Genomic DNA, 18,669 nt, shown 5'->3' with positions numbered 1-18,669 from the left:
AAGCTTCCTTCAATCCTCGACCACCCAGGTGTCCTTGGTTCCGCCACCCTGGGAGGAATTCACCACCAAGGAGCCTTCGCGCAGCGCCACACGGGTCAACCCCCCAGGCACTACCCGGGTTTCGCGCCCGGACAAGACAAACGGACGCAAGTCGATATGGCGCGGCGCAATGCCGTTTTCGACAAAGGTTGGACAGGTCGACAGCGACAGCGTCGGCTGCGCGATGTATGCGTGAGGCTTGGCCTTGATTCGTTCGCGGAAGGCATCGATTTCCGCTTTCGTCGATGCCGGCCCCACCAACATTCCGTAACCGCCTGAGCCTTGGGTTTCCTTGACCACCAGATCTGGAAGATTGGCCAGCACGTGAGAAAGTTCAGACGGGTTGCGGCATTGCCAGGTCGGTACGTTCTTCAGAATCGGCTCTTCGTCGAGGTAGAACCGAATCATGTCAGTGACGAACGGATACACCGATTTGTCGTCCGCTACGCCGGTGCCGATGGCGTTGGCCAGCACCACGTTGCCCGAGCGATAAGAGGACAGCAGCCCCGGCACACCGAGCATCGAGTCGGGGTTGAACGCCAGCGGATCGAGAAACGCGTCGTCGAGCCGACGGTAGATAACGTCCACCGCTTTCGGGCCGTCCGTAGTGCGCATGAAGACTTTGTCGTCGCGAACGAACAGATCCGCGCCCTCGACCAGTTCAACGCCCATTTCCCGCGCCAGGAATGCGTGCTCGAAGAACGCACTGTTGAAGCGCCCCGGCGTCAGCACCACCACGCTCGGGTCATCAATAGGACTTGAGCTTTTCAGGGTGTCGAGCAGCAGGTTCGGGTAGTGATCGATCGGGGCGATACGCTGGGCGGCGAACAACTCCGGGAACAGGCGCATCATCATCTTGCGGTCTTCGAGCATGTAGCTGACGCCGCTCGGTGTACGCAGGTTGTCTTCGAGCACGTAATAGGTGCCGTCACCATCGCGCACCAGATCGACGCCGGAGATGTGCGAATAGATATCGCGGTGCAGATCCAGGCCTTGCATCGCCAACTGATATTGCTCGTTGGCCAGCACCTGTTCGGCAGGAATGATCCCGGCCTTGATGATGCGCTGCTCGTGATAGAGGTCGGCGAGAAACATGTTCAGCGCCTTGACCCGCTGGATGCAGCCGCGCTCAACGATTCGCCATTCACTGGCAGGGATGCTGCGCGGGATGGTGTCGAAAGGAATCAGGCGCTCGGTGCCCTGCTCGTCGCCATAGAGCGTGAACGTGATGCCGGCGCGATGGAAAAGCAGATCGGCCTCGCGTCGCCGTTGAGCCAGCAGCTCGTCAGGCGTGTCGGCCAGCCATCGGGCGAACTCCCGATAATGCGGGCGAACCTGGCCGCCGGCATCGTACATCTCATCAAAATAGGTGCGGATCATGCCGTACTCCTTGTCACCCGGACCTACAGGCCTTCGCAAGGCCCGTGCCATCGGCATAAACGCTTTGATTTCAATCGGTTGGAAATACACGCCGCAGGCACCGCACCATTCCTGTGCGGCAAATGCCCCAACCGGATTGCCCCCGCTTCATTGCGACGCACTGCATCGCCTATCACCAGCATAGTCAGAGTTGATTTCACTGCCCGGTGCTGCCTGCGGATAATCCGCACATCCGCTGCAAAACTTCACCGGCCCCGGCGCCATGAAGCGGCCAGCGCAACTGATTGGGATCGCCTCGGCGGCCCGCCCCGCTGCAACCCTGACCGGTTTCCTCTCCTTATCGGTCTTCCCTTTTAGCCACCCTCTCCGGTGGCTTTTTTTTGCCTTGGATTGTTGTTTCAGGGTTTTGCCACTGCGTTTTTGCAGACGCCGGAAACGACAACGGCCGACCCAAAGGTCAGCCGTTGCTTAGCTCTTTTTGCATGAGATCAGTTCAAACGATGGCGGTTGCGCACCTCCTGCTTCACGCCCCAGCCTTCGATGATGCCGCCCAGCGGCTCGACCACGGCGGAAAAGCCCTGCTCGAAGTCGCCGATATCGTCATACGTCGCGTACATCACTTTGCTCAATTCCAGCGCCCACGCACCGTCATCACGCAGACTGACCTGGGCATTGATGGATTCACCGCGAAATTTGCCTGCCGCCCTGCGCGCCCGCTCCTCGTCCGGGAAAATCGCGTAGAACTCGATGGGATGGAATCGGGAAAAATCGAAACCGCCTTCTTTCATGCGGCGCAGAACATTGCTGCTGATGTCTTCTTGATAGGCTGTGCTCATGAATCGTCCCCCTCGCATAGATGGATAGACTTTCCGTATTCCCGCCCCGGGCCTTTGGCCAAAGTACGACGGCAACGTGGTTGCACGCGGGAACAAGCATGTAGCTGACAAGACCAGACCTTAGCGATCCGTTCGCTGATCTCGCTTGCAGAGTAGCCCCAAGATAGAGCTGCTGCCAAGGCCTGGTTTCAAGAGATGACAGGAACTGTCAGACGGGTGTGATGCTGCGGATTTCGATGCCATTCTGGGTTTTGAGGTTTTTCACCCCGGCATCGGCGGTGCGCCCTTCCAGATCATTCAGATCCAGCTTGGCGGCGACCGGAAGAAGCCGCTCCTTGATAAGCCGCGCGGCTTCGTCATCGGACGGGCATTCCTCACGTTCGAAGACTTCATCAAGAATTTCACCGTGATCATCCACGAAAGTGACTTTCCACTTTTGCATCAGTGCCTCCTCGATCAAACCCGCAAATGGGCTTACACCTATCTCGACTTTAGACGCAGAGAGTTGGTTCAAAAGGATTACAGCGGGCGAAGATGAAAAAAACGACATCTACTGTAGGAGTGAGCCTGCTCGCGATAGTGATTTCTCATCCAACGCTGATGTTGGTAGACAAACCGTAATCGCCAGCAGGCTCAGTCCTGCAAAGATTTGCAGCGATTATTCAGTCGTTGCCTGGCTTGTTGATCGCCTGCAGCACGTACTGCGGCAAGCCGAACGCGCCGATGTGGATTTCAGGGTTGTAGTAGCGGGTGACGATGCCGCTGCCGATGAAGCGCTGTTGCAGGGTTTCACGGCTCAGTTTGCGGTACGCCGGGTTGGTCGAGCCCCAGGCGAAAGTCATCGAGCCGCCGATGTAGGTCGGCACGGCGGCCTGATAGAAGTGCCAGTCCGGGAACAGACTGTTCAGGCGACCGGCAGTGGTTTTCACTTCGTCGATCTGCATGAACGGTGTGCCATTCTGGGTCACGAGGATGCCGCCCTCGTTCAGGCAGCGATGGCACGCCTGATAGAAGTTCTCCGAGAACAACACTTCGCCCGGGCCGATCGGGTCGGTGGAATCGGAGATGATCACGTCGAATTTTTCGGTGGTGGTGGCGACGAAACGCATGCCGTCGTCAATCACCAGGTTCAGGCGTGGATCGTCGTAGGCGCCGCTGGAGTGATTCGGCAGGAACTCTTTGCACATATCGACCACGGTGCCGTCGATCTCGACCATGGTGATGTGCTCGACACCGGCGTGCTTGGTCACTTCACGGAGCATGCCGCCGTCACCGCCACCAATGATCAGCACGCGCTTGACGCTGCCGTGGGCGAGGATTGGCACATGGGTGAGCATTTCGTGGTAGATGAATTCGTCGGCTTCAGTGGTCTGGATCACGCCGTCCAGCGCCATGACCCGGCCCATGCGCGGGTTCTGGAAAATCACCAGGTGCTGGTGTTCAGTGCGCACTTCGTGCAGCAGTTTTTCCATGCGAAAGCGCTGACCGTAGCCCTCGTAGAGGGTTTCCAGGTACTCGCTGGTTTTGGTGACGGTCATGGTCAAGTACTCCGATGAATGCGCGGGCGCCAATCGTGGGGGGAGATTGCCCGGGAAAGGCGCGCATTCTACGTTGCCGAAGATGACAGGTCGAACCTCCCTTCATCAGCAAACCGCAATCCCTTGTAGGAGTGAGCGTGCTCGCGATAGCGGTTTTTCAGTCACTGACTCATTGACTGGAGGATAGCTATCGCGAGCAGGCTCACTGCTACAGGGTATTGCGGTGTTCTCGGGGTCAGCGTCAGATCCGCACGTTGCCTCGCGGTCCGGCAATCGCCCAGATGATCAGGCCCAGCACTGGCAGGAGGATGATCAGCAGCACCCAGACGATTTTCATCCCGGTGGTTGCGCCGCTTTTCAACACATTGATGATGGCCCAGATGTCGAGGGCGAGGATGATCAGACCGATCAGACCGTTGAACGTGGAACCCATGGTGTCGCTCCAGAATAGTGGCATGCACTTTTAGGATAGACGGTCGCGCGCAGGGTTCCCTTTTATTGCTATCTCGCTCAGACGTGCACGGCGATCTTCAGCGCTTCGAGCGATGGCGCAGCGGCGATACCGACTTCGGCGCACAGCTCCAGCACCCGTGGCACGTCATTGCCGTAGACCAGCACCACCTGCAGTTCGTCGTCGAGCAACTGGCTGAAGTTCATCAGTGTGTAACCGCCGTTTTCCTTGTTCAGGCTGCTCATCTGCACCTGGATGCGGTTAAGGGCGGTCAATGCTTCGGTCTTGGCCAGTTGCTTGGGTTTTAGGTTGAAATCCACGCCCGGGCCGAACGAGGCAACGATCTGCGCGAACAGGTCGACATAGGTGTCGGCCTGGAACAGCACGGTTTCCGGCAGGCTGCCGACCACGACCCACTCGCCCAACGCAATCGGGAATGTGTCGTCGTAGTTGATGTCCGGGTTGGCTGCCAGAAAGGCACCCGCATCGGCGTAAGCTTGCGCAGCTTCGTCAGCCACTTTCAGGATCTCGTCCTCGCCCATGCAGCCGGAGCTGATTTTGCTGATGAGTTCGACGAGTGCGGCTTTCATGAGGGCGGATCCTGTGGCGAAGGTGAATTTCGAGGGCGCGGAGGATAGCGCACAAAGCAAAAGATCGCAGCCTCGGCAGCGCCTACGCTCAGCGCTCATCCGCGGAATGGCGGGCAACCGCGTTCAATGGAGGAGCTGGCGCAGGCTGCGATCTTTTGAGGCCCGTCAGGCCAGCAGTTTTTCCAGTTTCGCGGTGGTATCAACCGCCCCCATCGTGCGGGCCGCATCCAGCGCCGTCACGCCATTGGCGTCCTTGGCTTGCGCATTGGCCCCCTTGCTGATCAGGTAATCAACGATTTCAACGCGGTTGAACATCGCCGCCATCATCAGCGCCGTACGACCATCAAACGACGAGCCTTCGATCTCTGCGCCCGCTTCGACCAGCGCCTTGACCACCGGCAGATCGCCTTTGAACGCGGCGCCGGCAATCGGGCTCTGGCCGTTGCCATTGCGCATTTCCGGATCGGCCTTGTGTTTGAGCAACACCTGCACCGCATCCAGATGGCCGTAATAGCTGGCCAACATCAACAACGTGTCACCCTTGCTGTTCTTCAGGTTGACTGGCAAACCGGCCGTGACCAGGCGATCAAGCATCTCGGCATCACCGTCGCGCGCCTTGTTGAAAACCTGCTCGGTGAATTCGGCAGCTTCTTCAGGGGTCATCTGGCGGCTTTGGTCGGACATGGGGCAACTCCACTTTCGGTCAATCGGAAAGCCGACAGTTTCCCGAGCGAGGCGCTGGCTGTCACCCCCTTTTTCTCAAGTCGAGCCATAGTCAGATTCAATAACGATGCTTGCCCTGATGAATTTCCGCCAACACTTCATCGGTGACCCGAACGTAAGTCTGCGTGCCGGGCAGCCATGCGAAAATCGGGTCATCCCCCGTCTGGCCGGGGTCGAAGCCTTCGTTCTTGAGGCGGGTTTTCTGGTATTTGAAGGTGCCGGTGGTCTCCATCTTGACCTTCACTCGCAGGAACAATGGCACGGCATAAGCTGGCATTCGCTCCCGGGCAAAAGTCAGCAACTCGGCGAAATCCAGCGTCGCAAGGGATTCCGCTGGCGTGATCGCCGCCATACCGGCGCGACCATTGGTATTGCAGATCTCCACGCCATAGGCCACCGCCTCGGAAATCTGCGGGTGTTGCAGCAGAAGATTTTCGACTTCGGTGGTCGAGACGTTTTCGCCCTTCCAGCGATAGGTGTCGCCGAGGCGGTCGACAAATTGGGCGTGCCCGAAACCGATATTGCGCAGCAGGTCGCCGGTGTTGAAAAAACGATCACCTTTCGTAAACACGTCGTGCAACACGACCTTGGCGGTTTTCTGTGGATCGGTGTAGCCGTCCAGCGGGGCTTTTTCGTCAATCCTTGCCAGTAAAAGCCCCTGCTCGCCTTTGCCGACCTTGCGCATGAATCCGTCAGTACTGCGGATTGGCTCGCCGCTGTCATGGTCGTAGGCGACCAATTCCCAGGCCATCAGGGAGAAACCGATGGTGTTGTCGAAGTTGAGAATGTTGGTGAATCCGATGTTGCCGTCGCTCGCCGCGTACAGCTCACAGATGTGCTCGACGGCGAAACGTGTCTTGAACTCGGCCCAAGCGCCGGGGCGCAAGCCGTTGCCAATCATCTTGCGCACATCGTGACGGCTGTCATCGGCGCTGGCCGGTTGATCGACCAGATAACGGCACAACTCGCCGACATAACCGAGGGTGGTCGCGCGATAGCGGCGCACATCGTTCCAGAATTGACTGGCGCTGAACTTGCGGCGAATCGCGAAACCCGAAGCACCATTCACCGCCGAACCCCAGCACACGCAAAGACCGGTGGCGTGGTACAGCGGCAAGGTGCAATAGACGACGTCGTCAGGGCTCATATTGAGAGCGATCATGCCGAAACTGGCGGAGCTGCGCATCCAGCGCCCGTGCTTGAACACCCCGGCCTTGGGCAGGCCGGTGGTGCCGGAGGTATAAATGTAGAAACACGGATCGTCGAAGAAGATCTGCTGGCTGCTCGGCGGATTCTCGCTGGAGGCGTCGGCACTGGCGCTGATCAGATTGACGTACCCGTCGGGCGCAATGCCCGGATGGCTGTAGGTGTCCTGATCGGCGACAAACCAAGTGCGCGGTGCAGTGATCGCTATTTGATCGCGAATCGCCGCATACGCTGCAAGCAGTTCTTCGCCCACAATGATCGCCACCGGCGCCACCAGATTCACGCTGTGGACAAGTGTGTCACGCGTCTGCGAGGTGTTGAGCAACGCGCTGACCGCGCCGACCTTGGCCAGCGCCAGAATGGTCACCAGCAGTTCCGGGCGGTTTTCGATGAACACTGCGACCACGTCGCCCTTGCCGATGCCCTGCCCGTTCAGATAGTGAGCGATGCGGTTGGCCCACTGGTTGACCTGCGCATAACTCAGTCGCACATCGCCGTGCAGTAACGCCGGCCCCTCGGGGTTGCGCAGCGTCGCTTGCTCGAATGTCCAGCCAAGGCCACAGCTTTGGGTCGGATCCGTGACGTTGGCCACCTTCATGCCCTTGACCACCCGCGGGATGGCTTTGGCAATCATCGGCAGTTTGCGGAGCATCATGCCCCAGGTAATCGTGTCGCTTGGCGCGTGACTCATGGAAGCTCCCCGTTCAACCTTGACGTGCAGGTCGATGTTTTTATTTTTCGGGCTTTGACTTGAACCAACCGGCGCATTCGAGCACGGGTCGAGGTCGAAAATACGTCAGCGCTTCTCGGCCTGTACACGCGGTTTTTGCAATGTTTTGTATCCGCTGCTCTTCAGCGAGCGCAGGTGATCTGCGGTTCAGCGATTGGTTCCATCGAATCGATATCGATCCCGCAAAATGCAGGATGCACGATGGCCATTCATGCAGTTTGCACGACCATCTGAATTTTAATTATTTTTATCTCGTTGATTTATAACGATTTTTTTATTTTCAAATGCTGGCACAATCGCTGCAACCTCCTCTGCATGCTTGCCATTCAAGTGCATACGGAGCGGAAAGACATGAGCCTGATCCAAGAAAAATTTACCTCCCTGTTCTCCAACTTCGACGTCATCACTGCGCCACGTCCCGATGGCGGGATCCTGCTGACCCTGCGCAGCAGCGACGGCAAAGTGTTCAAACGCGCACTGACTTATCAACAACTGCATGCCGGCGACCAACTGTCGTGGGCCATCAGTGCAATTCGTCGTGACCTGGCAGAACAAGCCAGTGAGTTGCCGCAAATTGCCATGCTGCAGAGCCAGCAGCGTTTTGCTCTGCCGACCTATCACTCGCTGTAATTTTTCAAACGCATTAAACAAAACAGGCCGTGGAGCTTCCGCTTCACGGCCTGTTTTTTTATGCGCGATCTTTACTGCGATCTCTAACTCTTTGTAGGAGCTGCGGAACGCTGCGATCTTTTGATCTTGTTTTTGAAGATCAGGATCAAAAGATCGCAGCGTTCCGCAGCTCCTACAGGGATTGTGTGGGTTAGAAAGCTTCGGGTTCTATTCCGGTGAACGTGTCGACGGTGATGTGGTTCCCCAGTTCCCCGCCTTCACGGGCCAGGCCGCAGGTTTGCAGGCCAGCCTCTTGCGCGGCGTCGAGTTCTTCGACGATGTCCGAGAGGAACAGAATCTCCCCCGCTTCAACACCGATGGCTTGCTGAATATTGGTGTACGACTGCGCATCACGCTTGGGCCCCGACGTCGTGTCGAAATAGCCACTGAACAGCGGCGTCAGATCCCCCGCCTCCGAGCAGCCGAAAATCAGTTTCTGCGCCTGAACCGAACCCGACGAGTACACAAACAGTTGATAACCCGCGGCATGCCAGCGTCGCAGCGCTTCAACGGCATCTGGATAAACATGCCCCTTCAATTGCCCGGCGTGATAACCCTGCGCCCAGACCATGCCTTGCAAGGCCTTGAGTGGAGTGGCTTTGCGATCTTCCTCGATCCAGCTCAACAGAATCTCGACAACCCGCTCAACATCGGCTTGCGGCGCATTGCTGTCACGGCGCACGGCGTCGAGTTGCTCGGCCACATCGGCACGTTCGGCGTTCTGCCGCACGAAATCCGGTAAATGTTTGGCCGCGTACGGAAACAGCACGTCAAACACGAAACTTACCGCGCTGGTGGTGCCTTCGATGTCAGTGACGATGGCTTTGATCGACATCGAATCAGTCCTCCAGACGCGGGAAGCGGCTGGCGATGTCTTCGCCGGTGAAATTGGCAACCCAGCCTTCCGGGTTGTTGAACAGACGGATCGCGACGAAGTGCGGATGCTCGCCCATGTCGAACCAGTGTTTGGTGCCGGCCGGTACCGAGATCATGTCGTTCTTCTCACAAAGCACGGCATAAACGTAATCGTCGATGTGCAGGGTAAACAGGCCACGACCAGCGACGAAAAATCTGACTTCGTCTTCGCCATGGCGGTGCTCTTCGAGGAACTTGGCGCGAAATTCGGCTTTTTGCGGGTGATCGCTGTTCAGACTGATGACGTCGACAGTGATGTAACCGCGCTCGGTCATCAGTTTGTCGATCTGCTCTTTATAAGCACTGATCACCTCTTCCTGGGTGGCGCCGGGCTGGATTTTCGCGGCGGCTTGCCAGCGGTCGAAGCGCACGCCCTGCTCGGCCAGGGTCGAGGCGATGTCTTCAAAGTGGGTCAGCACTTTGTTTGGAATGTCGGGGCTTGCGACGTGATAGACGGACAGGCTGCTCATTGGGGCAATTCCTCGGTATCGGCCTTGCCGTCCGGTTCTTGCAGACCGGTCGGGCACAGCATTTCATCAGGCAAATGGGCTACTTCTGGTGAAGTCAGCCTTGGCGGTTCATGACGCTGCGGGTTTTCAACTCGCATTCAAACAGAAATTCAAAGGCCTCGATCTGCCGCAGCGCGTCGCTCATCTGCGCGCCCCAGGTATAGAGGCCGTGGCCGCGAATCAGGTAACCGACACAATCAGGATGGGCGTCGAGCCAAGGCTGCACCTTGGCGGCGAGGCGCGCAATGTCCTGATCGTTGTCGAAAATCGGTACGCGCACCCGCGATTCGTGGGTCGAGATGCCGCTGAAGGCTTTTTGCAGCTCGTAGTCTTCGAACTCGATAAAGTCCTGCGGAGTCAGGCGCGACAGCACCGTGGCGTTGACCGAATGGGTGTGCAGCACTGCGCCGATCTCCGGCCGCCAGCTATACAGCTGGGTGTGCAGCAGGGTTTCGGCGGACGGCTTTTTGCCCGGTTCCAGGCTAGTGCCGGAGAGGTCGGTGGCGAGCACATCGTCCACACTCAACTGGCCCTTGTGCTTGCCCGACACGGTCAGCAGCGCTTCGCTTGGCGACAGGCGCGTCGAATAGTTGCTGCTGGTGGCCGGCGACCAGCCGCGACCATAAAGAAAGCGCCCGGCATCGACGATTTGCTGGGCGAGTTGTTCACGCGTAAGGCTCATGGCCTGTCCTCTTGCATACGTGTGGCAATGATAACGGCAGCAGCGAGCGCCGCGAGACTGGCAATACTAAAGGTCAATGTCGCGCCGAGGGCATTCCAGCTGTAGCCGGAATACAACGCGCCCATGGCGCCGCCGGTGCCGGCCAGTGCGGCGTACAACGCCTGGCCTTGCCCTTGCTGGCGCGCGCCGAAGCTACGTTGCACGAAAGCGATGGCAGCGGCGTGAAAACTGCCGAAGGTCGCCGCGTGAAGCACCTGCGCAAACAACAACACCCACAGGAACTCGGCGAACGAACCTAGTAACAACCAGCGCAGCGCCGCCAGCAGAAAACTTGCCATCAGCACCCGGCGCAGGGAAAACCGCGCGAGAATCCGGCTCATTGCCATGAACATCAGCACTTCGGCGACCACACCCACGGCCCAGAGCATACCGATGGTGCCGCGGGTGTAGCCGAGGCGCTCAAGGTGCAAGGTCAGAAAGGTGTAATACGGGCCGTGGCTCATTTGCATCAGCGCGACGCAGCCGTAAAACGCCAGCACGCCGGGATTGCGCAGTTGTGTGAGAAAACCCTCACCGCTCGGCCGATTGCCTTGCGGCGGCTGCGCGTTCGGCACCCACAGACTGCTGAGGACGATGCCGGCCATGATCAACACCAGCGCCGCCGGGTAGATGTCGAGGCTGAGCCATTCGAACAATCGGCCGAGTGCAACCACAGTGATGATGAACCCGATCGAGCCCCACAAACGAATCTGGCTGTAGCGCGAGGTCTGCCCCTGCAAATGCGCCAGGGTGATGACTTCGAACTGCGGCAGCACCGCGTGCCAGAAGAACGCGTGCAAGGCCATGACCATCGCCAACCAGGCGTAGGTCTTGCTGACGAAGATCAGTGAAAACGTCAGCAGCGTACACACCGCGCCGAAACGCACGATAGCCAGGCGTTTGCCGGTGTAATCACCGAGCCAGCCCCAGATGTTCGGCGCCACACAGCGCATCAGCATCGGGATCGCGACCAGCTCACCGATCCGCGCGGGACTAAAGCCGAGGTGGTCGAAGTACAGCGCCAGAAACGGCGCTGTCGACCCGAGCAAGGCGAAATAGAACAGATAGAAACTGGACAGCCGCCAGTAAGGGAGCGCCGCCACGCCGGTTATGCCGCGACGGCTTTAAGGCCTGCCATCAAAGCTGGCCCAGCACCGGCGTGCTCACGCGCACATCGGCATTCTGGCCACGGTGACGCAGCAAGTGATCCATCAGCACAATGGCCATCATCGCTTCGGCAATCGGCGTGGCACGGATGCCGACGCACGGATCGTGACGGCCCTTGGTGATCACATCGACCGGATTGCCGTGGATGTCGATCGAGCGGCCCGGGGTGGTGATGCTCGACGTCGGCTTCAAGGCCAGATGCGCAACGATCGGCTGACCGGACGAAATACCACCGAGAATGCCGCCCGCGTTGTTGCTGAGGAAACCTTCCGGGGTCATTTCATCGCGGTGTTCGGTGCCACGCTGCGCGACCGAGGCAAAACCGGCACCGATTTCCACGCCTTTGACCGCGTTGATGCTCATCAGCGCATGCGCTAGCTCAGCGTCGAGACGGTCGAAAATCGGCTCGCCCAGACCCGGCATCACCCCTTCAGCGACCACGGTGATCTTCGCCCCGACCGAGTCCTGATCGCGACGCAATTGATCCATGTAGGCTTCCAGCTCCGGGACTTTATCCGGATCGGGGCTGAAGAAAGCGTTGTCTTCCACCGAATCCCAGGTCTTGAACGGGATTTCGATCGGGCCGAGCTGGCTCATGTAGCCACGAATAACGATGCCTTGGGTGGCCAGGTATTTCTTCGCGATCGCACCCGCCGCCACGCGCATCGCGGTTTCGCGTGCCGAGCTGCGGCCGCCGCCACGGTAGTCGCGCTCACCGTATTTGTGGTGGTAGGTGTAGTCGGCGTGGGCCGGGCGGAACAGATCCTTGATTGCCGAATAGTCCTTGGACTTCTGGTCGGTGTTGCGAATCAGCAGGCCGATCGAGCAACCGGTGGTGCGGCCTTCGAATACGCCAGAGAGGATTTCGACTTCGTCGGCTTCCTGACGCTGGGTGGTGTGGCGGCTGGTGCCCGGCTTGCGGCGATCGAGGTCGCGCTGCAGGTCTTCGAGGGAGATCTCCAGGCCCGGCGGGCAGCCGTCGACAATGGCGACCAACGCCGGACCATGGCTCTCGCCAGCGGTGGTGACAGTGAACAACTTGCCGTAGGTATTGCCGGACATGCAGGACGCTCCGTGAAATCAAACCCAAATTCGTGATGCGCGCCAGTATACGCAGGCTAACCGAGTAGTTCATCCTCGAACCTTAGTGGTGCTGGCGAGTCCAACCGGCACCTTGGCGAATGATGGCGTGATGATGCTGCGAGTTTTGATCTTGAGTCTTACCCTGTTTACGGGCTTTGCCCAAGCGACGGTCCTACAACGCCCGGTCACTCTGGATACCGGCACCGGCGAACTTTTCGGTTCGCTGCTGCTGCCAAAGTCCGACAATCCGGTGCCGGTTGTCCTGATTATTTCTGGCTCCGGTCCTACGGATCGCGACGGAAACAACCCTGACGGCGGGCGCAACGACAGCCTCAAGCGCCTGGCGTGGGTGCTGGCCAAACACAACATCGCCAGCGTGCGTTACGACAAACGCGGTGTTGCGGCGAGCCTCGCGGCGACGCCGGATGAGCGCAATTTGTCGGTCGAAGCCTATGCGGCGGACGCGGTGGCATGGGGGCAGAAGCTCAAGGCCGATCCGCGTTTCGGCAAGTTGATTTTGCTCGGCCACAGCGAAGGCGCACTGATTGCCAGCCTCGCCGCGCCGAAAGTGGCTGCCGCTGCGGTAATTTCCCTGTCCGGCAGCGCCCGACCGGTCGATCAAGTGATCCGCGAGCAATTGGCCCGCAGCCTGCCACCACCGCTGATGTTGCGCAGTAATGAACTGCTCGACAGCCTCAAGGCCGGCCACACTGATGAAAATGTGCCGCAACCGTTGCAGGTGATTTTCCGTCCGAGCGTGCAGCCGTATCTGATTTCGCTGTTCCGTCAGGATCCAGCGAAAGCCTTCGCGCAATTGAAGATGCCGGCGCTGATCGTTCAGGGCAGCAACGACATGCAGGTCGGCGTTGGCGATGCGCAGGCGCTGAAAGCCGCCAAACCGGACGCCGAACTTGTAGTGATCGACGGCATGAACCACGTCATGCGCATCGTCCACAACGATATGAAGCGGCAACTGGCTTCGTACAAGGATCCGAATTTGCCACTGGCGGCGGAACTTGGCGCGAAGATCATTGAGTTTATTGACGGACTTCGCACCCGTTAACGGTTGTTTACCCTCTAGTCCTGCAAAAAACGGCCGATAAGCCTTTGTCGCCAGCGCAACGGCTGGCGACAAGCAGGGCTTGGACAGGATCTCGCCGTTATGACTGATACCCCGACTTCACCCGACACCACCGCTGAAAAAGACGCACCGCCAGCGGTCGAGCTGCCGTGGGCGGATGTCCACGTCGAGCACCACAAGATGCTCCGCCTGGCCCCGCTGCAGACCGACCGCAACACTGGCGGCCGCCCCTTGCGCTTCGTCGAATTCGGCTATGCCGAGCGCAACAGCAAAGAAAAAAGCCTGATGCGCATGACGATCAAGCTGCCCGGCCAGCGTGTGCGCAAAGAGCAGAATCAGCTGGACGTGTGGGTTGATCACACGACCAAACGTGTGCACTTCGGCCCCGACAGTGGCTTGCAGATCGAACCCATGAACCGTGGCATCGGCCGTTACATGGCCGCGCAAGGCATCAATTGGGCGAAAAAGCGCTGGCCGACCTACACCGTTGACGGCATGGACTTGAACAACAAGGACGCGCTGAACGAAGACACGCGCCTGCGTCGCGATCATTTCCTGCGGGTGCATGGTTTTGATGTGGTGTACGCCGATGCCCAGCATTTGAAAGGCAGCGTCAAGGATGTGCTGGTCGGCGATTTGCTCGGCGACTGGAACAGCGAGAAGCTGCAGATCGTCGAGATTCTTGAAGCGGCGCAGATGCTTCAGCAGGCTGAACAGAATCTGGCCGAGCAGGAAGTGAAGCTGAAGAAACAGGAAGAGAAGGTCAGCAAGTTCAAGCGTGAAGACGCCGGGCTGCGTTTCACCATTACCTGTCTGGTGGCGTTTGCGGTGTTTCAGGCCGGGCTGCTGATCTGGATTGCCACGCACCGGTAAATCAAAAGATCGCAGCCTTCGGCAGCTCCTACAAGGTGTACACAAATCCCAATGTAGGAGCTGCCGAAGGCTGCGATCTTTTGCCTTTAGCCTTTAAACGCGGGAAGCGAACAGCGCCTGATGATCGCGGCACTGCTCCGCCGTCAGCATGAACACGCCATGCCCGCCGCGCTCGAATTCGAGCCAGGCGAAATCGACTTCCGGGTACAACGCGTCAACGTGTACCTGACTGTTGCCCACCTCGACAATCAACAACCCCTTCTCGGTCAGATGATCGGCCGCTTCAGCGAGCATGCGTCGCACCAGGTTCAAACCATCGTCGCCACACGCCAGGCCCAGCTCCGGTTCATGCTGATATTCGTCCGGCATGTCGGCGAAATCTTCCGCATCCACATAAGGCGGGTTCGACACGATCAGGTCGAAACGCTGGCCCGGCAAGCCATCAAACCCATCGCCCTGCACGGTATAGACGCGCTCATCGACGCCATGGCGCTCGATGTTCTGGTTGGCCACTTCCAGCGCTTCGAACGACAGATCGGCCAGCACCACTTCGGCGTTCTGAAACTCGTAGGCGCAGGCGATACCGATGCAACCAGAACCGGTGCACAGGTCGAGAATCCGCGCAGGCTCGTTGCCGATCCACGGGGCGAAGCGGTTTTCGATCAGCTCGCCAATCGGCGAGCGCGGGATCAACACGCGCTCATCGACGATGAACGACATGCCGCAGAACCATGCCTCACCCAACAGGTAAGCGGTCGGAATGCGCTCTTCGATACGGCGCTTGAGCAAACGCTGCAAATTGACCAGCTCGTCGTCTTCCAGCGCGCAATCGAGGTAGCTGTCGGCGATTTCCCAAGGCAGGTGCAAAGCTCCCAGCACAAGCTGCCGCGCTTCGTCCCAGGCATTGTCGGTGCCGTGGCCGAAAAACAGATCCTCCCCATGGAAGCGGCTGACGGCCCAACGAATGTGGTCGCGCAGGGTACGAAGTCGGGAAGTGATCACGGGGCAGAACTCCAGAAAAAACGACTGGCGATTCTAGCAGCCAAAACGCGCGACGACGACGCAGGAAAAACATCGCACCGACGGTAGGAGTTTTCTGTTTTTTGCATCGGCTATTGAACAGAACGTGTAACTTGACAAGGCTGCAGGCCAATAACGACGGTGCCTACGATGGTAGCGATTCACAGAACCGCTCAGCCAGAGGACAATGTCGCAAAAGCCCCACCCCAAGGAGCCCCAGAATGTCCGTTCCAAAAACGATGTTTCAACTCAGCGGTCGCGGTTACGCAGCGGCCACACTGAGCCATGCCACCGTGGTCATCATCGATGCCCAGAAAGAATATCTCAGTGGCCCGCTGGCCCTGAGCGGCATGGACGCGGCCGTCGCGAACATCAAACAAGTGGTTGCCGCAGCCCGTGCAGCCGGTCGGCCGATCGTGCACGTGCGTCACCTCGGCACCGTCGGCGGCCTGTTCGACCCGCAGGGCGAACGCGGCGAATTCATCCCTGGTCTCGAGCCACAGGGCGATGAAACCATTATCGGCAAACTGCTGCCGAGCGCGTTCCACGGCACCGAGTTGCTGGACCGTTTGCAAAACCTCGGCTCGCTGGACCTGATCGTCTGCGGTTTCATGAGCCACTCCAGTGTCAGCACCACCGTACGTGCGGCGAAGAATCTGGGTTTCCGCTGCACCCTGGTCGAAGACGCCTGCGCCACCCGCGACCTGCCGTTCAAGGGCCGCGTGCTCAGCGCCGCTGTGGTACAGGAAGCCGAAATGGCGATCATGGCGGACAACTTCGCCACCCTCGCGCTGACGCAAGACCTGATCTGATCGACCCTGATGAGCGGCTCACGGCGCCGCTCATCCGCAAAATCCTCTCATTTGCCGCAAATGCCATAGCCTCAGGAACAACCCGGTCAACTCCCGGTCGAAGGGCCGATACCCATTGAGGAAGGTCGGAATGAAGTTATCCGATGGATTTGACGCACGCCGCTTGCGGCCCAAAGGCCAAAGCAACTGGCGTTTTCGATTCGGCGCGGCGATTGCCGCCATTCTGGCGACGTTCGGTGTGCTGCTGGCGATGGCCGGGGCCGCCAGCCTGCTCGGGCGCCCGCCAGCGCTCGGTGATTTGAATGCCACGCCGATGGGTTCGGCGATCATTCTGGCTGTCGGCTTGCTGTTTCTGTATTTCGGCGTGGCGCTGTGGCGTCGTTGCCGGCGTCGCGCCCGGCAATCGCGGGAACTGAACATGTCCCCGCACCTGATGAAAAAACACGACTGAATCACCGGCCTGGCTTTTTGCCGGGCCGTTTTGTTTCGACTTGGGTAAACTGGCCGCCCTTCGCGGAGGCTGACATGCAAGACGACGATTTTTCCCTGTTCAAAAGTGCGATCCAAGGCGTCAAGCCGATCAAGCACGACCGCGCCGACACCGGCAAACCCAAGGCTGACCGCGCACAGATCGCCAAGCTGCGCCAGTCCGCCACCGTGCGCACCGACACCGCTACCGTGGATGGCCTTTCCGACCAGTTCGTGATCGACGTCGGCCCGGAAGACGAGTTGATGTGGTCCCGTGACGGCGTGCAGGAAAGTCAGATGCGCAAGCTCAAGGTCGGCCAGATCCCGTTCGAAGGCAGCCTCGACCTGCACGGCATGAGCGTGGAAAAAGCCCGCGAAACCCTCTGGGCCTTTCTTGCCGAAGCGACTAAATTCGAAATCCGCTGCGTACGTGTCACCCACGGCAAGGCTGTGCGCCTGGACGGTAAGCGGCCAATGATCAAAAGCCACGTCAACACCTGGTTGCGCCAGCATGCCCAAGTGCTGGGATTCTGCTCGTGCCAGGCGAAACACGGCGGTGCCGGCGCGGTTTACGTGATGCTCAAACGCACCATGATGGAAGGCCGCGACGAATAATCCCGTTACACCGAACTTGCAGGGTTGTGTCCGCCACCGTACCCTTGCCCTTTGCGAAAATCCCCACAGGTAGTTTCATGTCCCTGGAACAGAATTACACCGCGATTCTCGGCCAATTGGGCGAGGACGTGTCCCGCGAGGGCCTGCTCGACACGCCAAAGCGTGCCGCCAAAGCCATGCAGTATCTCTGCCGCGGTTATGAACAGACGCTCGAAGAGGTCACCAATGGTGCCCTGTTCAGCTCCGACAACAGCGAAATGGTGCTGGTCAAGGACATCGAGTTGTACTCGTTGTGCGAACACCACCTGCTGCCGTTCATCGGCAAGGCGCACGTCGCCTACATCCCGAGCGGCAAAGTGCTGGGCCTGTCGAAGGTCGCGCGGATCGTCGACATGTACGCCCGTCGCCTGCAGATCCAGGAAAACCTCAGCCGCCAGATCGCCGATGCAGTGATGCAAGTCACCGGCGCGCTGGGCGTAGCCGTGGTGATCGAGGCCAAGCACATGTGCATGATGATGCGCGGTGTCGAGAAGCAGAATTCGTCGATGATCACTTCGGTGATGCTCGGTGAGTTCCGCGAAAACGCAGCGACCCGCAGCGAATTCCTCAGCCTCATCAAGTAATTCGTTGCCCGAAGAAAACCGGCATTCATCGCCGGTTTTTTTTCGTCCGTGAAAAATCGGGTAAGCTGCGCGCCTTTCTCAATTTGCACCGTGAGGCTTTAAACGTGTTCGTCAAAGCGCTTCGTGTCGGCCTCGGCCAACTGGTTATCTTCATCGACTTCATCACCCGCCCGGGCAAGAAACAGCGTCCTGCCGAAACTCAGGCCCGGGTCAACGCCGCCGCGCAAGGCCTGACCCTGTATCAGTTCCATGCCTGCCCGTTCTGCGTGAAAACCCGCCGCACGCTGCGTCGCCTGAATGTGCCGGTGGCGCTGAAGGATGCGAAGAACAACGAACAGGATCGTCAGACGCTGCTGGATCAGGGCGGCCGGATCAAGGTGCCTTGCCTGCGCATTGAAGAGAATGGCCAGACAACCTGGATGTATGAGTCCAAGGTGATTATTGATTATCTGGATAAGCGGTTTGCCGCTGTCTGATGATTATGTGCTGGGTTGATTGACGCATTTGCGAGCAGGCTCGCTCCCACCCTTTGGAATGCATTTCCACTGTGGGCGCGAGCCTGCTCGCGAAGGGGCCCTCTCAGCCACCGCAAATCCCAGACAAAAATAAACCGGCCCATG

Annotated in this window: 22 protein-coding genes; 8 read left to right on the top strand and 14 right to left on the bottom strand. The window is 59.0% G+C overall.

Annotated features, from left to right (window positions below; genetic code table 11):
* Positions 1-9: 9 nt before the first annotated feature.
* The 8 genes from H8F23_RS12080 to H8F23_RS12045 form a co-directional block, all read right to left on the bottom strand.
* The gene (locus H8F23_RS12080; protein ID WP_007914061.1) at positions 10-1,419 is read right to left on the bottom strand and encodes a circularly permuted type 2 ATP-grasp protein; all 1,410 of its coding nucleotides are present in this window, start codon (positions 1,417-1,419) and stop codon (positions 10-12) included.
* Positions 1,420-1,907: 488 nt separating this feature from the next.
* Positions 1,908-2,255: a ribonuclease E inhibitor RraB gene (locus H8F23_RS12075; RefSeq protein WP_093441760.1), complete on the bottom strand. Its 348-nt coding sequence runs from the start codon at positions 2,253-2,255 to the stop codon at positions 1,908-1,910.
* Between the two features lie 208 nt (positions 2,256-2,463).
* On the bottom strand, positions 2,464-2,697 hold the full coding sequence (locus tag H8F23_RS12070) for a hypothetical protein (RefSeq protein WP_123449605.1): 234 nt from the start codon (positions 2,695-2,697) through the stop codon (positions 2,464-2,466).
* Positions 2,698-2,917: 220 nt separating this feature from the next.
* Entirely contained in the window at positions 2,918-3,793 is an 876-nt protein-coding gene (speE, locus tag H8F23_RS12065) for a polyamine aminopropyltransferase (protein WP_194934512.1), read from the bottom strand.
* A 241-nt stretch (positions 3,794-4,034) separates the two neighbouring features.
* Positions 4,035-4,226, bottom strand: coding sequence for a PLDc N-terminal domain-containing protein (locus H8F23_RS12060; protein ID WP_007914053.1), 192 nt, complete (start codon positions 4,224-4,226; stop codon positions 4,035-4,037).
* 77 nt (positions 4,227-4,303) lie between these two features.
* Positions 4,304-4,834 (bottom strand): hypothetical protein, encoded by a 531-nt coding sequence (locus H8F23_RS12055; RefSeq protein ID WP_093441747.1) that lies wholly within the window; start codon positions 4,832-4,834, stop codon positions 4,304-4,306.
* A gap of 165 nt (positions 4,835-4,999) precedes the next feature.
* A complete protein-coding gene (locus tag H8F23_RS12050; RefSeq protein ID WP_194934511.1) occupies positions 5,000-5,518 on the bottom strand; it encodes an ankyrin repeat domain-containing protein in 519 nt (172 codons plus the stop codon).
* Positions 5,519-5,615: 97 nt separating this feature from the next.
* Positions 5,616-7,454: a long-chain-acyl-CoA synthetase gene (locus H8F23_RS12045; protein WP_194934510.1), complete on the bottom strand. Its 1,839-nt coding sequence runs from the start codon at positions 7,452-7,454 to the stop codon at positions 5,616-5,618.
* A gap of 390 nt (positions 7,455-7,844) precedes the next feature.
* Between H8F23_RS12045 and H8F23_RS12040 the strand changes: the two genes are divergently transcribed.
* Entirely contained in the window at positions 7,845-8,123 is a 279-nt protein-coding gene (locus H8F23_RS12040; RefSeq protein WP_194934509.1) for a DUF3509 domain-containing protein, read from the top strand.
* Positions 8,124-8,313: 190 nt separating this feature from the next.
* Here H8F23_RS12040 and mtnC read toward each other — a convergent pair whose 3' ends face one another.
* The 5 genes from mtnC to aroC all read right to left on the bottom strand — a co-directional run bounded on the left by mtnC (position 8,314) and on the right by aroC (position 12,536).
* On the bottom strand, positions 8,314-8,997 hold the full coding sequence (mtnC, locus tag H8F23_RS12035) for an acireductone synthase (protein ID WP_194934508.1): 684 nt from the start codon (positions 8,995-8,997) through the stop codon (positions 8,314-8,316).
* A 4-nt stretch (positions 8,998-9,001) separates the two neighbouring features.
* Positions 9,002-9,547: a 1,2-dihydroxy-3-keto-5-methylthiopentene dioxygenase gene (locus tag H8F23_RS12030; RefSeq protein WP_194934507.1), complete on the bottom strand. Its 546-nt coding sequence runs from the start codon at positions 9,545-9,547 to the stop codon at positions 9,002-9,004.
* A 94-nt stretch (positions 9,548-9,641) separates the two neighbouring features.
* Positions 9,642-10,268, bottom strand: coding sequence for a methylthioribulose 1-phosphate dehydratase (locus H8F23_RS12025; RefSeq protein ID WP_099758436.1), 627 nt, complete (start codon positions 10,266-10,268; stop codon positions 9,642-9,644).
* Positions 10,265-11,410 (bottom strand): MFS transporter, encoded by a 1,146-nt coding sequence (locus H8F23_RS12020; protein WP_093441720.1) that lies wholly within the window; start codon positions 11,408-11,410, stop codon positions 10,265-10,267. The genes H8F23_RS12025 and H8F23_RS12020 overlap by 4 nt, the downstream gene beginning before the upstream one ends.
* 34 nt (positions 11,411-11,444) lie before the next feature.
* Complete coding sequence (gene aroC / locus H8F23_RS12015) at positions 11,445-12,536, bottom strand: chorismate synthase (RefSeq protein ID WP_099758435.1); 1,092 nt, start codon at positions 12,534-12,536, stop codon at positions 11,445-11,447.
* A 130-nt stretch (positions 12,537-12,666) separates the two neighbouring features.
* Here aroC and H8F23_RS12010 point away from each other — a divergent pair, with 130 nt between their 5' ends.
* Positions 12,667-13,620, top strand: coding sequence for an alpha/beta hydrolase (locus tag H8F23_RS12010; protein WP_194934506.1), 954 nt, complete (start codon positions 12,667-12,669; stop codon positions 13,618-13,620).
* A 99-nt stretch (positions 13,621-13,719) separates the two neighbouring features.
* Positions 13,720-14,511: a hypothetical protein gene (locus H8F23_RS12005; RefSeq protein WP_093441710.1), complete on the top strand. Its 792-nt coding sequence runs from the start codon at positions 13,720-13,722 to the stop codon at positions 14,509-14,511.
* A gap of 93 nt (positions 14,512-14,604) precedes the next feature.
* Here H8F23_RS12005 and prmB read toward each other — a convergent pair whose 3' ends face one another.
* On the bottom strand, positions 14,605-15,513 hold the full coding sequence (prmB, locus tag H8F23_RS12000) for a 50S ribosomal protein L3 N(5)-glutamine methyltransferase (protein WP_099758433.1): 909 nt from the start codon (positions 15,511-15,513) through the stop codon (positions 14,605-14,607).
* A gap of 239 nt (positions 15,514-15,752) precedes the next feature.
* Between prmB and H8F23_RS11995 the strand changes: the two genes are divergently transcribed.
* From H8F23_RS11995 to H8F23_RS11975, 5 genes are all read left to right on the top strand, one after another.
* Positions 15,753-16,343 carry a cysteine hydrolase family protein gene (locus H8F23_RS11995; protein WP_007914026.1) on the top strand — a complete coding sequence of 197 codons (591 nt, stop codon included), beginning with the start codon at positions 15,753-15,755 and terminating at the stop codon, positions 16,341-16,343.
* Between the two features lie 130 nt (positions 16,344-16,473).
* The gene (locus H8F23_RS11990) at positions 16,474-16,794 is read left to right on the top strand and encodes a hypothetical protein (protein WP_007914024.1); all 321 of its coding nucleotides are present in this window, start codon (positions 16,474-16,476) and stop codon (positions 16,792-16,794) included.
* Positions 16,795-16,868: 74 nt separating this feature from the next.
* Complete coding sequence (locus H8F23_RS11985; protein ID WP_038366959.1) at positions 16,869-17,426, top strand: Smr/MutS family protein; 558 nt, start codon at positions 16,869-16,871, stop codon at positions 17,424-17,426.
* Between the two features lie 77 nt (positions 17,427-17,503).
* Complete coding sequence (gene folE / locus H8F23_RS11980) at positions 17,504-18,049, top strand: GTP cyclohydrolase I FolE (RefSeq protein WP_003442011.1); 546 nt, start codon at positions 17,504-17,506, stop codon at positions 18,047-18,049.
* Positions 18,050-18,153: 104 nt separating this feature from the next.
* Entirely contained in the window at positions 18,154-18,525 is a 372-nt protein-coding gene (locus tag H8F23_RS11975; RefSeq protein ID WP_194934505.1) for a glutathione S-transferase N-terminal domain-containing protein, read from the top strand.
* The last annotated feature ends 144 nt before the right edge of the window (positions 18,526-18,669 follow it).

This window comes from Pseudomonas neuropathica, from assembly GCF_015461835.1.
Taxonomy (GTDB): domain Bacteria; phylum Pseudomonadota; class Gammaproteobacteria; order Pseudomonadales; family Pseudomonadaceae; genus Aquipseudomonas; species Aquipseudomonas neuropathica.
This window is presented reverse-complemented; position numbering and strand designations above follow the sequence as displayed.